The 14,890-nt window shown below is 56.9% G+C and carries 13 protein-coding genes and 1 pseudogene; 4 read left to right on the forward strand and 10 right to left on the reverse strand.

The window, feature by feature from the left end; all coding sequences use genetic code 11:
- The 5 genes and pseudogenes from trbJ to trbB form a co-directional block, all read right to left on the reverse strand.
- The gene (trbJ, locus tag FYB92_RS14660) at positions 1-774 is read right to left on the reverse strand and encodes a P-type conjugative transfer protein TrbJ (protein ID WP_332828886.1); all 774 of its coding nucleotides are present in this window, start codon (positions 772-774) and stop codon (positions 1-3) included.
- Positions 771-3,224 carry a conjugal transfer protein TrbE gene (gene trbE, locus FYB92_RS14665; RefSeq protein ID WP_332828887.1) on the reverse strand — a complete coding sequence of 818 codons (2,454 nt, stop codon included), beginning with the start codon at positions 3,222-3,224 and terminating at the stop codon, positions 771-773. Before trbE ends, trbJ begins: the two co-directional genes overlap by 4 nt.
- 13 nt (positions 3,225-3,237) lie before the next feature.
- Entirely contained in the window at positions 3,238-3,522 is a 285-nt protein-coding gene (locus FYB92_RS14670; RefSeq protein ID WP_332828888.1) for a VirB3 family type IV secretion system protein, read from the reverse strand.
- The gene (locus FYB92_RS14675) at positions 3,522-3,860 is read right to left on the reverse strand and encodes a TrbC/VirB2 family protein (RefSeq protein WP_408902405.1); all 339 of its coding nucleotides are present in this window, start codon (positions 3,858-3,860) and stop codon (positions 3,522-3,524) included. The genes FYB92_RS14670 and FYB92_RS14675 overlap by 1 nt, the downstream gene beginning before the upstream one ends.
- Positions 3,861-3,886: 26 nt before the next feature.
- Positions 3,887-4,842, reverse strand: a pseudogene (gene trbB / locus FYB92_RS14680) (P-type conjugative transfer ATPase TrbB).
- 322 nt (positions 4,843-5,164) lie between these two features.
- Between trbB and FYB92_RS14685 the strand changes: the two are divergent.
- Positions 5,165-6,610 carry a phospholipase effector Tle1 domain-containing protein gene (locus FYB92_RS14685; protein ID WP_332828890.1) on the forward strand — a complete coding sequence of 482 codons (1,446 nt, stop codon included), beginning with the start codon at positions 5,165-5,167 and terminating at the stop codon, positions 6,608-6,610.
- A gap of 49 nt (positions 6,611-6,659) precedes the next feature.
- Here the strand turns inward: FYB92_RS14685 and FYB92_RS14690 are convergent, their stop codons facing one another.
- From FYB92_RS14690 to FYB92_RS14705, 4 genes are all read right to left on the reverse strand, one after another.
- The gene (locus FYB92_RS14690) at positions 6,660-7,082 is read right to left on the reverse strand and encodes a CopG family transcriptional regulator (protein WP_332828891.1); all 423 of its coding nucleotides are present in this window, start codon (positions 7,080-7,082) and stop codon (positions 6,660-6,662) included.
- Complete coding sequence (locus FYB92_RS14695; RefSeq protein WP_332828892.1) at positions 7,079-9,289, reverse strand: ParB N-terminal domain-containing protein; 2,211 nt, start codon at positions 9,287-9,289, stop codon at positions 7,079-7,081. The genes FYB92_RS14690 and FYB92_RS14695 overlap by 4 nt, the downstream gene beginning before the upstream one ends.
- A gap of 206 nt (positions 9,290-9,495) precedes the next feature.
- Positions 9,496-10,383: an MBL fold metallo-hydrolase gene (locus FYB92_RS14700; RefSeq protein WP_332828893.1), complete on the reverse strand. Its 888-nt coding sequence runs from the start codon at positions 10,381-10,383 to the stop codon at positions 9,496-9,498.
- Between the two features lie 52 nt (positions 10,384-10,435).
- A complete protein-coding gene (locus FYB92_RS14705; RefSeq protein ID WP_035375192.1) occupies positions 10,436-10,783 on the reverse strand; it encodes a YciI family protein in 348 nt (115 codons plus the stop codon).
- Positions 10,784-10,883: 100 nt separating this feature from the next.
- On the opposite strand from FYB92_RS14705, the gene FYB92_RS14710 reads away from it, so the two are divergent.
- Positions 10,884-11,777 carry a LysR family transcriptional regulator gene (locus tag FYB92_RS14710; RefSeq protein ID WP_141262438.1) on the forward strand — a complete coding sequence of 298 codons (894 nt, stop codon included), beginning with the start codon at positions 10,884-10,886 and terminating at the stop codon, positions 11,775-11,777.
- 58 nt (positions 11,778-11,835) lie between these two features.
- Here the strand turns inward: FYB92_RS14710 and FYB92_RS14715 are convergent, their stop codons facing one another.
- Positions 11,836-12,582, reverse strand: a complete 747-nt coding sequence (locus FYB92_RS14715) for an SDR family oxidoreductase (protein ID WP_141262439.1) — start codon at positions 12,580-12,582, stop codon at positions 11,836-11,838.
- A 149-nt stretch (positions 12,583-12,731) separates the two neighbouring features.
- Here FYB92_RS14715 and FYB92_RS14720 point away from each other — a divergent pair, with 149 nt between their 5' ends.
- Positions 12,732-13,646 (forward strand): AraC family transcriptional regulator, encoded by a 915-nt coding sequence (locus tag FYB92_RS14720; protein ID WP_332828894.1) that lies wholly within the window; start codon positions 12,732-12,734, stop codon positions 13,644-13,646.
- A gap of 92 nt (positions 13,647-13,738) precedes the next feature.
- A protein-coding gene (locus tag FYB92_RS14725) for an IS3 family transposase (protein WP_237915129.1) occupies positions 13,739-14,889 on the forward strand; the annotation gives its coding sequence in 2 pieces (ribosomal slippage) (positions 13,739-13,997 and positions 13,997-14,889; 1,152 coding nt in all).
- Position 14,890: the final 1 nt, after the last annotated feature.

A 14,890-nucleotide genomic window follows, 5' to 3' on the forward strand; every position in this document is an offset into this window, starting at 1 on the left:
TCAGTTCCCGCTGCTGCCGAACATGGACACCGTGCCGGGAGTGTAGGCGTCATGCTGCGCGAAATGCTGGTATTGCGCCTCGCTCTCTGCTTCCGTTGCCGCATTCCGCGCCCGCTCCAGCGCTGTAGCCCGGCCGTTGGCGGCAAGCTCAGCCTGAATGTCCGAAAGCTGCCGGGACTGCAGGGCCATAAGCTGGTTTCCAGCCTGCGCCGCCTGCAGGGCACCTGTGGAACTCTGGCTGGCCGAGACAAGCTGGGTCATGGCGCTATTGTCGGAAGGAATGTTCCCCACCACCCGCGCCTGCAGTTTCAGGGCGTCCTCAAACCCGCCCACGGAATTCTGCCACCGTGTCTGCGCCTGGCTGAACAGGGCGCTGTCGGACATGCCCGACGAGACGGATGTGTAGGCCTGCTGGTACTGCTGCTCGACGGACTGGACGCTGTAGGCGATGTTCTGCGCCTGCGCGAGCAGTGCCGTGGTCTGGGAAATCGTCGATTGCAGCGTGGACAGGGTCGATAGCGGCAGGCTCGCCAGATTGCGGCCCTGATTGACCAGCATCTGGGCCTGGTTGGCCAGCGAGGTGATCTGATTGTCGATCTGCTGGAGAGTCCGGGCCGCAATGAGAACATTCTGGACATGGTTTGCCCCGTCATAGACTGCCCACTGGGCAGAAGCAGGCACAACCGGCACGAGAAAAAACAGAGCGGCGCCCATAGCCGCGGCATACCCGGGACGGAAATGTCTTGCCTGGATACGGAAAAATTTTTCCGTCATGGCACGGCTCCTTCCCGCAGGAGGTCCGCCGCCCACATGACACCCCGCGCCTCGAACCAGGCCAGGAGAAAACCGTCCCGCCCATGTTCCGCCAGCACCTGATCGATCAGACGGTGATCATCCTTCCCGGATGCCGCGCACAGGGCGAGCGCCACCGGTCCCAGTCCCAGTTCGAACAGACGGTTGCCGCGCCGGGTCTGGCAGTAATATTCCCGCTTCGACGCGGCACGGGCGATGATGGCGATCTGCCGCTCGTTCAGCCCGAAATCGCGGTAGATGGCCGCGATCTGCGGTTCAATCGCCCGCTCGTTGGGCAGGAAGATCCGTGTGGGACAACTCTCCACCACTGCCGGAGCAATGGAGGAATTGGCGATATCAGACAGGCTCTGGGTGGCAAACACCACCGAGGCGTTCTTCTTACGCAGGGTTTTCAGCCACTCCCGGAGTTGGCCCGCAAAATCACCGTCATCCAGCACCAGCCAGCCTTCATCAATGACCAGCAGCGTCGGACGCCCGTCCAATCGTCCCTCGATGCGATGGAAGAGATAGGACAGCACGGGAGAAGCAGCCCCCGAGCCGATCAGACCTTCGGTCTCGAACACCACGACGTCGGCATCGCCCAGGCGCTCAGCGTCCGCGTCGAGCAGACGGCCATAAGGACCACCAAGGCAATAGGGAGCCAGCGCCTGCTTGAGGGCGTTGGACTGAAGCAGCGCCACCACGCCTGACAGGGTCCGTTCATGAGCGGGCGACGACGCCAGGGAGTTCAGGGCTGACCAGAGATAGGATTTTACCTCCGGTGTCTGGGTGACGCCTTCCCGGACGAGGATCTGCCCCAGCCATTCCGCCGCCCAGGCCCGCTCGGTCGGATCGTCGATACGGGCCAGCGGCTGAAGCGAGACGCCGCTACCCTGTTCGCCTGCCCCATGATCTGCACCCTCCTGCTCCGTCAGGCCTCCACCGAGATCATGCCAGTCCCCGCCCATCGCCAGTGTCGCGGCCCGCAGCGAGCCGCCGAAATCGAAGGCGAAGACCTGCGCGCCCGCATAGCGGCGGAACTGCAGCACCATCAGCGCCAGCAGCACGGACTTCCCCGCCCCTGTCGGTCCGGCGATCAGGGTGTGGCCGACATCGCCAACATGCAGGGAAAACCGGAACGGTGTCGCACCCGCTGTCCTGCCGTAAAACAATGGGGGTGCGTTGAAATGCCCGTTCCATTCAGGGCCGGCCCAGACAGCAGAGAGCGGAATCATGTGCGCAAGATTCAGGGTCGAAACCGGCGGCTGGCGGACGTTGGCGTAGACATGGCCGGGTAATGACCCCAGCCATGCCTCCACCGCGTTGAGGCTTTCCGCCATACAGGTGAAGTCGCGGCCCTGGATGATCTTCTCGACCAGACGTAGCTTCTCTGACGCGATCGAGGCAGAGCCGTCCCACACCGTGACAGTGGCAGTGATGTAGGCCTGCCCGACATCGTCGGCACCCAGCGACTGCAAGGCCAGATCGGCGTCGGCCGCCTTGTTGGCAGCGTCATTGTCCACCAATACCGAGGCTTCATTGGTCATGACCTCGCGTATGATGGCGACGATGGATTTCCGCTTGGCAAACCACTGGCGACGGATCTTCGTCAGCACCTTCGTCGCATCGGTCTTGTCGAGCAGGATCGCCCGCGTGGACCAGCGATAGGGAATGGCCAGACGGTTCAGGTCATCCAGAATGCCGGGAAAGGTCCGGCTGGGAAAACCCGTGATCGTCAGGGTTTTGAGGAAGGCATCGCCCAGTTTAGGCTCCAGACCGCCTGCTAGGGGCTGATCCACCAGCAGGGCGTCGAGGTGCATCGGAATTTCCGGCACGCGTACCCTCTGGCTGCGGGTCGAGATGGTGGAATGCAGGTAGGTAAGCGTCTCGACGTCATTCAGCCAGGCGGCCTCGGGCATGAAACCGTCCAGCAGGGCCAGCAGACGGTCAGTCCGGTCGATAAAGCCCCTGACCAGACCCTGCGGATCATGCTCGTCGCGCTCCATGCCTTCATAGAGCAGGCGCTCGGCACGGCCCGAGGTTTCCACGGGTGGCAGCCAGACCAGCGTCAGGAAATACCGGCTCTCGAAATGCACGCCTTCATCCTCGAAGGCTTCCCGGCGTTCCAGATCAACCATCTGGCTGGCGGCATCAGGGAAATCACTCTCGGGATAGAGGGTTGCCGGGGTGCGCTGCGCCTCCACAAACACGGCCCAGCCCGAACCCAGACGCCGCAGGGCGCTATTCAGCCGCCCCGCTACACCCACCAGTTCGGCGGGAGTGGCGCTGTCCAGATCGGGACCACGGATGCGCGCCGTGCGCTGGAAAGAACCATCCTTGTTCAGAACCACGCCTTCCCCGACCAGCGCGGCCCAGGGCAGGAAGTCGGACAGGACGGCGGCGCGGCTACGATATTCACCAAGGGACATCATGGCCCGACCCTCCCTATGCGCGAAGCCAGACGGGGTAGCGGAGATGCCGTCGCCCCACCTCAATGAACAGCGGATCGCGCTTCGCCCCCCAGACCGCGAGGGTGTGCCCCACGAACCAGAACACCGCCCCGACAAGCCAGAGCCGCAGGCCGAGGGCTATGGCGGAGGCCAGCGTACCGTTGGCGATGGCCACGGCCCGTGGCGCACCACCCAGCAAAATCGGTTCTGTCAGGGAGCGATGCACGGGCACGAAATAGCCGGGCACGGCCTCGGCCTCGGGATCGAAGAGAACCGCCATCAGATCAGCGCTCCGCCCGAGAAGGAAAAGAAGGACAGGAAGAAGCTGGACGCCGCAAAAGCGATGCTGAGTCCAAAGACGATCTGGATCAGGCGGCGGAACCCGCCCGATGTTTCGCCAAAGGCCAGGGTCAGACCGGTCACGGTGATGATGATCACCGAGATGATCTTGGCCACCGGCCCCTGCACGGATTCCAGGATCTCGTTAAGCGGTGTTTCCCACGGCATCCCCGTGCCGGACGCCCATGCCGATGACGCGAAAACAAGCGACAGCAGCATGGATGTTCCGAATACACGAAGATCCGGCAGATGACGGTCAGGATGTGCACCAGCCCACATGACGGCGCGCTTACGTGAAGGCCACTTCATGATGATTCTCCATTGGCAGAGAATATGTTTCGGGAGAAGAGAGGCTGACCGGGCGGATGCGATAGGCGCTGGTCGTGGGATCGAGACCGTCAATTTCGGCCAGTTCGAACAGGCGCCGGGCCGTGCCGCGCCCGGACAGCACGGCAATGACGTCGATAGTTTCGGCGATCATGGCACGCGGGACCGTGACCACCGCCTCCTGGATCAACTGTTCCAGACGATACAGGGCCGCCAGTACCGATCCGGCATGTAGTGTACCGATGCCACCGGGATGGCCGGTGCCCCACGCCTTGACCAGATCGAGTGCTTCGGCACCACGCACCTCACCGATGGGAATACGGTCAGGACGCAGACGGAGACCCGACCGGACAAGGTCAGAAAGGGTGATCACACCTTCGCGGGTCCGCAGGGCGATGAGATTGGGTGCCGTGCATTGCAGTTCGCGCGTATCCTCGATCAGCACGACGCGATCGCCAGTTTTCGCGACTTCGGACAGTAGGGCGTTGACCAGCGTGGTCTTGCCCGTGCTGGTGCCGCCCACCACAAGAACGTTCTTACGCGCGACGACGGCCGCACGCAGATAATCCGCCTGCCCTGCAGTCATGATCCCGGCCTCGACATAGTTGTCGAGGGTAAAGACCGCGACCGCGGGTTTGCGGATGGCAAAACTCGGAGCCATCACTACTGGCGGCAATAGACCTTCGAAGCGTTCTCCAGTCGGGAGTTCCGCTGACACACGCGGTGCCCCCACATGCACCTCGGCACCCACATGATGCGCGACCAGACGCACGATGCGCTCGGCATCGGCAGGCGAGATCGTCTCACCCGTGTCTGCCATGCCGTTAGCCAGACGGTCGATCCACAACCGCCCGTCAGGATTGAGCATGACTTCAATAACGGACGGATCCGAAAGATGACTGACGATGGCTGGTCCCATCGCCGTGCGCAGCATAGCAACGCTACGAGGCCTGCCCGCCAGAGAAAAAACCTGAGACATGTTTTTGCCCCCGCACTGCTCTGCTAATGGATAAATCTCCATCAACCGCGGGATGTATTAGGAAAGGCATACTCAAGCTGATCTCAATAGTTTTTTCGACCCTGCGCGAATGAGCGTAAAGGGGCGCAAAATTATCGACTGCAACGGTCGTTTTGATCCCGATTATGATGATACCAGTTGGACATGCAGATCAGCTACGTTTGCAGAGTTGCAGTTCGAAGCTGACAAAAGCGAGCGGTGAGGTATTCTTCGACTATCAGCGATAGGAGACCGGATATTGACCTCCCCAAGTCCCAGTTCAGCGCCGCATTCGCCTAAGCGCCAATCACGTCTGGTCTTCTGTTTTGACGGAACATGGGATCGATTAGATTCTCAACATCCGACAAACGTGGTCCTGACGGCAGAAAGTGTTTTGCCGTTGGCCAACGATGGCGTTGCACAAGTAGTCTTCTATTCTCAAGGCGTCGGAACAGGTAAATTAGACCACCTATCCGGTGGGATATTCGGCACAGGGCTATTGCAAAATATGGCTGATGCCTATCGTCAGCTCATTTTCAATTACACTCCTGGCGATGAAATTTATGTTTTTGGTTTTTCCCGAGGAGCTTATACAGCAAGATCTTTCGTGGGACTGCTGCGCCATATAGGCATTGTCTCCCGGAGCAACGCGGCACAGGTCAATGACGCGATAAAAATCTACAGCAATCGCAAACAAAATGATCTTATGGATGGGCCAGATGTCTGCAAGGAGAGACTGAAACTCTCACCGGATATTTGTGTTAGCACCGAAGAAGACGACTGGCGGTGCAAAAATGTTCCAGGATACACATCTGGTAATGCGCCGTTACTTAAGATTAAATATCTTGGAGTGTGGGACACTGTAGGCGCACTTGGCGTTCCCAAGCGTTACCTGTTCGCGCAAAAGTTCGATCGTAAACTCGCATTCCACGATACAACGCTCACATCGATGGTCGAGTCCGCTCGGCACGCAGTAGCAATTGATGAAACACGTGAAGACTTCTTTCCGACCTTGTGGAACAACATCGACGACCTGAATCGTCAGGCAGGAAAAGAGCCTAATGCTCCCAATGCACCGTATCTCCAGCAATGGTTTCCGGGAGTACACTGCGCTGTCGGTGGTGGTGGCGACCTCCGGGGGCTTTCTGACGAAACGTTAGAGTGGATATGGGACGGGGCACGCCAAGCAAGTCTAGGACTAGATACGTCTCCCTCGTCCAAAATATACACCTTAAAACCCGACTGTACTGATCCACTGAACCCATTTTCAGAACAAGGAATGGGGTGGCTAGCCAGATGCAAGACATCCATAACGGATTCCATATGGAAACGAGCCCATCGTAAAGGACCGTCTCTCTTGCGAGATGTCAGTATCTTTGCACGTCGTCGCTGGAAAGCGGCGCCAGACAGCTTGCCCGAGCACCAGAACTATCGTCCGTCTACCCTTTCCGCCGTAGCCGATGCGTTGGGTTCGGCTACCGACCCTCCTCCAACGGTTCCTAAAGAGTTCCATATTATTGTCGTGAAACAAGGAGATCAGCTCGACGAAATCTCGCTATCTTTGTTCGGAAATATCCAGATGGCCAAAACGATATTTCAGATGAATTTGGATAAGCTTGACGACCCGAACCATATTTATGCTGGCATGACGCTGCGCGTTCCTATTCCACCAAGCGAGCCGAAAGCAGACACAACAAAGGCGTAAGAATATTTATTACGCTATTATTTTTTTACATAAATTCAACTTCGTTCAATCAAGATGCATCTTCCTGATTAGGCGGTAGATCCTGATAGAGACGGCGCCCGGCACTCAAATGCCGGGCTAACGTCTCAATGAACTGTTCATAACGCGCAGTCGTCTGGGCGCGGGCAGCGGCCGCAGCCGGTTCGGGCAACGGTGGTGTTGTAAGCAGCCAGAAGCGAATGAAAAGCGCCAGTGTCTCGACGTTGATCCCAAGGTCTCGCTCCATGTGACCGATCCGGCGATCAAGCCGTTCCAGCCGCCGGTTTAGCGCGCCCTCACCTTTCCCGTCTTCTGGAGAAAGAAAGGCGGCCAGAGCCGTTTCGACCAGCATGGACTGGGACTGGCGACGACGGGTGGCCAGATCCCCCAAGGTCTCCGCCAGCACGGGGTCCAGATAGACGGTAATCTGCTGCTTCCTGCGCACGCGTTTCATGGGCCTTCCATCTCCATGCCGTCATCCCGATCCAAGGCAGCCAGCCGCGTCATTCGCTGGAGATACTCGAATTCCCGCCTGGCCCGCATGGCGGTATGATCGGGATCAAGGTCCGGGTCTTTTCGTTCATGCGCGTCCCGCTCCCTCTCAGCTTTCGGCGTGTGGGCTGCATCAAACTCGCGGGTCTGCTTCTGTCCTGCACCCATCGGTTCGTCAGAAGACGTTCCAGCCAATGTGTCTTCATCTTCAGGAGGCATCTGGTCTGGCATGGGTCTACCACTCCAGTCATCCGTGCCCGAAGCCCCCTCCGGCGACCGAGGCGCAGGCGGCGGCAGGATGCGTTCCTGTAGGCGCGGATCAGCATAATAACGCGCCTTGCGGGCGCGCACTGGCGGTGTGCCGGCCGCCATGAGGGCTGCGGCCAGACGGTCTGCACGCTTGAGACGTTCGGTGACGCTGCGCTGGGACACCGCGCCGTAGGCGGGCATGCGCTCGTAGAGCGCGTTGACCCCAAAGGACAGGCAATGGGCCAGCAGAGCCATGCGGCTGGCATCGTCCAGCCCGTCGATCCAGCGCCACAACGCGTCCTCGTCCTCGGGCAGATCGTGCTTCCAACCCTCGTTGCGCTGGCGCAGCGCATGCGCCGGCACGCTGCCCGGCATGTCGGGCGAATGGACCGGCAGGGAGATTTCCCGGACATAGGCTTCCAGGCAATCCGCGCCCGGCGTCTGCCAGTAAACATCGCGCACCAAGGTGTGCAGCAGTTCGGTCAGGGCGATGTGCGGGTTGCTGGCGAAAGCATCCCGAAGGGCCAGCGTGCGCCAGGCTGTCAGTTCCGTGAGAAGTCGGTCAGGCAGTGGCTTGATCCCGTCTTCTTCCTCGGGTTCCACGTCCGGAGAGATGCTGCCGTCTTCCCCCTCCTGATAACCATGGCCTGTGCTATCGTGCTCCTGCCCATCATATGCAGGGCGATCGTATTGATCGGCGTTGCCCGCATCATCGGTCGCTTCCGGCTCACTCGGCATGTCCTCGGGCAGCACGAAGCCCCGCTCCACCTGCAGCGTGCCATCGCTGGCAATGCTGACGAAGGCGCCGGCCCGCGCCATGTCGGCAGGATCGAACGCCAGAGGTCGTTCCTCCAGAGCAAGAATGGCCTGCTCGATCTCGCCCAGTCTTGCATCCACCTCATCGGGATATTCATCGGCCTGGGCGTATTCGGCCTCGATAGTTTCCTGCTCGACACGCAGGGCTTCGAGACGGGCCGTCTCTTCATCGGTCAGCGGCATTTCCGTGCCGTCGATCTCCGCGAACTGCCGTGTGTGGCCCCATGGGAAAGACAGGGCCGTCTCGACCCATTTCCAGCCCTCGGCGCGGATATCCTCTGCGGCTGCATGCAGTTTTTCCATGACCAGCCGATCCAGAATAGCCGGATCCTGCAGCCAGCCACCATCATCGGCTTCGAACAGGTCGCGCATGATAGGACCACCGGCCGCGAGATAGGCGTCCAGTCCGACAAAGCGTACGCGACGATCCGAGGCCCGCACGGTCTTTTCTGTCAGCATGCGGCGGATGACATAAGGTTCACGGTTATGGCTCTGGGACACGATGTCCCAGACCTGTTCCTGGCGGGTATGGTCATCGCTGACGGAAAAGGCCATCAGCTGTTCCAGCTTCATGCCATCCTGCTCGTAGATATCCAGCAGTTTGTCGGACACGGTCATCAGCCGCAAACGCTGTTTGACCACGGTGGGCGCCACGAAAAACGCTGCGGCGATTTCCTCCTCGGACATGCCCTTCTCCAGCATGTCACGGAAGGCGCGGAACTGGTCCAGCGGGTGCAGGGCCACGCGCTGGACGTTCTCGGCCAGGGAATCATCCTCGGCGAGAATGGCCGATCCGGCCTCGCGGACCACGCACGGCACGGGTGCCGTCTTCGCGAGTTTCTTCTGCTTCACCAGCAGTTCGAGAGCACGGAAACGACGCCCACCGGCAGGCACCTCATAGGTACCGGTCTCGGCCCCGGTATCATCGAGAACGGGGCGGACATTCAGGCTCTGCAGCAGCCCGCGGCGCTCGATGTCGCGGGCCAGTTCCTCAATCGACAGGCCGGACTTCACACGCCGCACGTTGGACTGGGACAGCACCAACCGGTTGAACGGGATGTCGCGGGACGAACTCAACGTAATTTTCGGAATAGCGGTCGCCATGGCGAAAAACTCCATGACGGGCGGACAGGAGACTCTCTCCTACCCTATCAACCCGTCATGAAAATCCGCGCAGCCCTCTGCCTCCGAAGGCTACACCCAAGCCAGCACGCTCGCCCCTTTCCCGGCAGAAAAATGTCGCCAATGGGGGGAAAGCGGAATGTCCGCAATGGAATTGAACGAGGTGAACAGCGGACATAATGGCAGCCCTAGAGGAAAGACCAACCCCTTCTCTGGTCGTATGTCATCACTTTTCCAGCGGATGTCATCGGAAAATGCGATGTGAATACTGCTGCGGTGTGTTCGGCAGCATAATTCAAAGCCCATTTTCGCGATATGATGGCTATCTGAGGATCTGCATCAAAAACGGCACTCCACTCCGGAATACATACCTGAATGGGGTGATGCATGACATCACCCGTGAAGAGCGCACGCTCCATACCTGATTTCAGCACGAGAGACGCGTGATGGGGCGTATGCCCAGGTGTGGGGTGAAAGGAGATTCCTTCAAGAACTTCGGATCCGTCTACGTCAATCTGATCCGCAAGATCCGCCGAGATAATCGGATCAACGCTATCAATGCGTGTCATGAAACTGGTTTTATTGCGGACGCTATCATGAGCCGGATTACTGAAAAAATCATATTCGGCTCTAGAAAAGACATATCGGGCATTCGGGAAGGTCGGAACCCAGATGCCATTTTGCAGGCGTGTGTTCCACCCCACGTGATCAACATGCAGATGGGTGAGAAGAACAAAATCGATATCTTCTGGTCGGACGCCAGCGCGCATCAGATTTTCAAGCCACACGGTCTGCAAGTGATCGAAAAACAGAGCAGCAGGTCGAGCCTTGCTATTCCCGGCCCCCGTATCCACAAGAATGTTCCGACCGCGATCCTTGATGAGCCAGCTATGAACGCTCAAAAGGACTTTCGTTTCTGAAGCATCCAGCGTTTCAGACAGATCAGGATAAGCCTGAAGTGCCGTTGCATCATCCCAGTCAGGAAGCAAGAGTTCTGGAGTGAGTGCTGCTAGCGTCAGATCCTGTATTTTTAGTATGCGGGCATCCCCTACAGTATACCACTGAAGATCGTTCATAATCCCAAGGCCCTCTTTTCGTTTTTATTTCTCAAAAGACACAGCGCTGTTGTCATGAAGGGAAAAGAGACTTCAATTCTTGCGGGAGTTTGCCAGTTGCATGGTTTGACAGGCACCCGAATAGCGGGTCCCATTCTTCAATGCGCAGATCACAAATCAAACCTTCTGATGCAAAGGGATCACCGGCAATCATCGCGTCAATCTCCTGCCGATTGGCACCTTTCATAATCAGAAAGCCGGAGCGCAGTGGGGTGCCTTTCAACGGACCGGAGGCCAGCAGACTACCTTCCTGAATAAGGCGCCTGAGATACAATACGTGTGCTGCGACATGCTGTCCCCATCCCTCGCCGTCAGGGTGGTCCATGCGCACAAGATAAACAGGCATTTCGAAAGACTCCATCAGAACTGGACTTGCCAATCGCTCGAAGCCTTCAGCATATTCCTCTTTTTCGCTGGATAAATTGTCGATACAAGACATCAGTCACAACTGAGGATGGTGAATGCTTGACCGGTTAACCAGCATGAAGATTTTTATCAAGGTTGTGGAATTGGGATCTTTTGCTGCGGCCTCCCAGCATCTGACTTTGTCGCCGCAGATGGTGGCCAAGCATATAGAGGCTCTGGAGCATCACCTTGGTGCTCGCCTGTTGCATCGAACGACACGTCGGCAAAGTCTGACTGAAACAGGACGGCTCTATTGCGAGCAATGTCGGCTTGTTCTGCAGGCTGCTGAACGAGCTGACAGTCTGGCAGCCAATACGCTTGGCACACCCCGCGGTACATTATCTGTCAGTGTACCCGTCACTTTCGGGCGAACAGTATTGCTGCCATTTGTTCACAATTTTCAGAAAAGATATCCAGAAATTCAAGTCCATTTGTCACTGACAGACCAACTGATTCACCCCACAATGGACGGTCATGAGGCTGTGATCCGAATTGGTGAACTTGAGACGGACCTTACAGTGGTCAGTCGCCCTTTGACGGCCTATCGTCGGGTCATCTGTGCAGCTCAAACCTATCTGGAAAAACACGGTTTTCCAGAGCAGCCCGAAGATCTGATGCGCCACGAGTGTCTCGTGTATGAAAATTCCGGCGGCCCTGTAACGACCTGGCACTTTTCTCAAGGAAGCGTTACGCGGCCTGTCACCGTCTCCGGGCGGATAATCAGTAATGATTCAAGTGTTCTGCATTCTGCAGCACTCGCTGGCGATGGCATTCTACTGGGTTATGAGCAGGCCCTGCTTCCAGATGTTAAAAGCAAACGGCTTGTCCGGCTTATGCCGAGGTGGACAGTTCCGGACAGGCCCATGCACCTGCTTTATAACGCAAGTCCGGTTATGACACCCAAACTGCGGGTCTTTGTGACTGAGCTTCAAGAGGCTTTCCAGCCTTAAGCCTCTTGTCGACGGTAGGATGTCTGTCTCCTAAGCTCGGTTAGCAATCAGTTTCTGTTCACCATCCCTGTTCAGTCGGAAGAACAAACAATTCTGCAACATCCATACGTGCAGGTGATTTCAGAGCAAAAAGAATACTGTCTGCTATGTCCTCGCCTTCGAGAAAGGTCATGGACGCTGCAAGGTCATCCATCTGTTTGCGGGAATCAGCATCTGTAATGTGGTCGTAAAGCTCCGATTTTACGGCTCCCGGCTGAATGCAGGTAACGCGGATATTATGCTTTGGTCCGATCTCCATTCTGAGGCCGTCTGAAAACGCTGTTACCGCAGCCTTGGTGGCGCAATAAACGGAGAGACCCGTAAAGACTTTCCGGCCTGCAATTGAGGACATGTTGAAAATATGGCCCGAATGCTGTGCGATCATCTGCGGAAGAACGGCTGCCGTTGCATTAAGAACACCGGATATATTGACGTCCACCATCTGCTGCCATTCGTCCACTTTCAGGCTGTCAACGCTGGATAGGGGCATCAGGCCTGCATTGTTGACCAGAACATCAATCCTTCCAAATTGGGCGATCAAGCTCTTTGCCGCTTCTTGACACGAGACAAGATCAGTAACGTCCGTCACCAGAGGAATGGCTCGACCGCCAGCCTTGGTAATTTCACTAACAAGCGTCTCCAGGCGATCATGACGACGTGCCGCCAGGCCGACTGTCATTCCTTCTGCTGCAAGTTTGCGCGCTGTTGCCGCACCAATGCCACTGGATGCTCCGGTCACCAGAGCAATTCTTCCTGCAATATTCATAATCTTCTCCACACGACGAGCCTTCAATCGGCCTTAATTGTCGAAGGAGGTGTAAATTATGCCAGAAGATATCTCGCTTGGCTTCTTGCTGAAACTATTGCGATTTTGCGCTATAGATAGTCGCGCATGGAAATGAGAGAGTGTAGCAGATGGTTTTGTCCCGCCTTCCTTTTCGGCGTGCTGCCAGTTTGACACTGGAGCAACTTCTCCCCGGGAAGAAAGTCGCGCAAAGTAAAGGGGATGTCTGGAAGGATGTTGACGTCCAGATATTCACTCGCCCGGTACAAAAAGACGAAATTCTTGTACCTGCCGTCGCAGAACCCCTGCTTGTTTGGGTTATCCGCGGAGAAGCAAATGTCGAAGAGCGTGAACTGACAGGGACTTGGCAGCAGAGCAAGGCAAGAGCAGGAACATTTTACCTCACGCAGACGGACACACCCTATCTGATGCGTTGGCAGGGCAAGGAAGACACTTGTTTTGAGGTGTTGCATCTCTATCTTGGACTTGAGCTTGTCGATCGAGCTGCCATGTCATTAAATCTGAATTCATCCCGTATTCGAATGTGGGATGTTTCGGGCGGGGAAGATGCTTTCATATCAGGAATTTTGAGTGGTCTGATAGCTGAAATGCAATCTTCCGTTATTGCAAATCCCTTATTTGTAAATGGCCTTCTGGAAAGTCTGACAGTTCATCTTTTAAGACAGTATGCTGATACCAAGGCTAAGATAAAGCGACGATCCACTCTCTTGCCCACATGGAAACTGCGTAAAGTTCTTGATCATATGGAAGCACATCTGGCTGAACCATTTGATTTGGATTGTCTCGCTGCTTTGTGTGGCATGAGCCGTTTTCACTTCAGTCGCTTATTCCGCACAACCACGGGACAAACCCCCTCTGGTTGGTTCATGCAGCGCCGCGTCCAGAAAGCATCAGAAATGCTTCGTAAGACCAATCTTTCCATTATCGAGATTGCCTTGAGGATCGGATACGACAGTCCAAGTCACTTTGCTCAGGTCTTCCGCAGAGTGACAGGTGTCAGTCCTCGTAATTATAGAAAACTGTAATCACTCTATGAATAAGGTTTCAGAAAACATGACGTGCCCCCCGAAAATGTAACCATTTTAAAGTAGAGTCCGATCGAGAAGGATACGGACGAATGAAACGCAGTCGTTTTACGGAAGAGCAGATCATAGGGGTGCTGAAGGAACAGGAGGCTGGGCTCAAGGTCTCTGATCTTTGCCGCAAACACGGGATCAGTGATGCGACGTTTTACAAATGGAAGACCCGCTATGGTGGCCTTGAGGTATCTGAGGCCAAACGACTGAAGGCCTTGGAAGATGAAAACGGTCGTCTGAAGCGTCTCCTGGCGGATGCGATGCTGGATAATGCGGCGTTGAAGGAAATTGTTGGAAAAAAGTGGTGACGCCTGTCGCAAAGCGGCAGGCGGTCCTACACCTTCAAAAGGCTCTGGAGGTGAGTGAGCGTCGCGCCTGTGCCCTTGTTGGTCTTGCCAGGCGTGTTGCGCGGTATGTTTCCACCCGGGCAGATGATGCCACCCTGCGCCAGCGCCTGCGGGATCTGGCGAGCCAGAGACGCCGCTTTGGCTATCGCCGCCTGGGTTATCTTCTGGCACGCGAAGGGTTCAGCCCCAATCACAAGAAGCTGTTCCGTCTTTACCAGGAGGAAGGGCTGAAAGTCCGCCATCGGGGCGGCCGCAAGAGGGCACTGGGGACGCGTTCTCCCATGACCATCCCTCAGGAACCCGGGCAGCGCTGGAGCCTGGATTTTGTCTCGGATGCCCTGATCTGTGGCCGCCGGTTCCGCATTCTGGCTGTTATCGACGATTTCAGTCGCAAGAACCTGGCATTGGTTGCCGACACGTCATTATCAGGTGGACGTGTGGCGCGGGAACTGACGGCCCTGGTGGAACGATATGGCAAACCCCTCATGATTGTCAGCGACAACGGTACGGAGTTCACATCCCATGCCATCCTGAAATGGGCGGATGAGATGAAGGTTGAATGGCACTATATCGCCCCCGGGAAACCGCAACAGAACGGCTTTGTCGAAAGTTTCAACGGCCGGTTGAGGGATGAATGCCTCAACGAGACGCTGTTCACGTCTCTCAGCCATGCCCGACAGGTTCTGGCTGACTGGCGGGAAGACTACAATACGGTGCGTCCCCATTCCCAGCTGGATGGCAGGACACCGGATCAGATCGCCAGACAAGGGTCTCGGGGGCATGCCCCCGAGACCCTTGTCATTCCATCAACCCCAAGCCATAAAAAACGGGAACTCTCCTTTTAAG

This window comes from Novacetimonas sp. GS1 (assembly GCF_036686925.1).
GTDB classification, from domain to species: Bacteria; Pseudomonadota; Alphaproteobacteria; order Acetobacterales; family Acetobacteraceae; genus Novacetimonas; species Novacetimonas hansenii.

Coding starts and splice junctions, on each gene's coding strand:
- trbJ (WP_332828886.1), bottom strand. CDS start 774: ATGACGGAAAAATTTTTCCGTATCCAGGCAAGACATTTCCGTCCCGGG.
- trbE (WP_332828887.1), bottom strand. CDS start 3,224: ATGATGTCCCTTGGTGAATATCGTAGCCGCGCCGCCGTCCTGTCCGAC.
- FYB92_RS14670 (WP_332828888.1), bottom strand. CDS start 3,522: ATGGCGGTTCTCTTCGATCCCGAGGCCGAGGCCGTGCCCGGCTATTTC.
- FYB92_RS14675 (WP_408902405.1), bottom strand. CDS start 3,860: ATGTGGGCTGGTGCACATCCTGACCGTCATCTGCCGGATCTTCGTGTA.
- FYB92_RS14690 (WP_332828891.1), bottom strand. CDS start 7,082: ATGAAACGCGTGCGCAGGAAGCAGCAGATTACCGTCTATCTGGACCCC.
- FYB92_RS14695 (WP_332828892.1), bottom strand. CDS start 9,289: ATGGCGACCGCTATTCCGAAAATTACGTTGAGTTCGTCCCGCGACATC.
- FYB92_RS14700 (WP_332828893.1), bottom strand. CDS start 10,383: ATGAACGATCTTCAGTGGTATACTGTAGGGGATGCCCGCATACTAAAA.
- FYB92_RS14705 (WP_035375192.1), bottom strand. CDS start 10,783: ATGGAGTCTTTCGAAATGCCTGTTTATCTTGTGCGCATGGACCACCCT.
- FYB92_RS14710 (WP_141262438.1), top strand. CDS start 10,884: ATGCTTGACCGGTTAACCAGCATGAAGATTTTTATCAAGGTTGTGGAA.
- FYB92_RS14715 (WP_141262439.1), bottom strand. CDS start 12,582: ATGAATATTGCAGGAAGAATTGCTCTGGTGACCGGAGCATCCAGTGGC.
- FYB92_RS14720 (WP_332828894.1), top strand. CDS start 12,732: ATGGTTTTGTCCCGCCTTCCTTTTCGGCGTGCTGCCAGTTTGACACTG.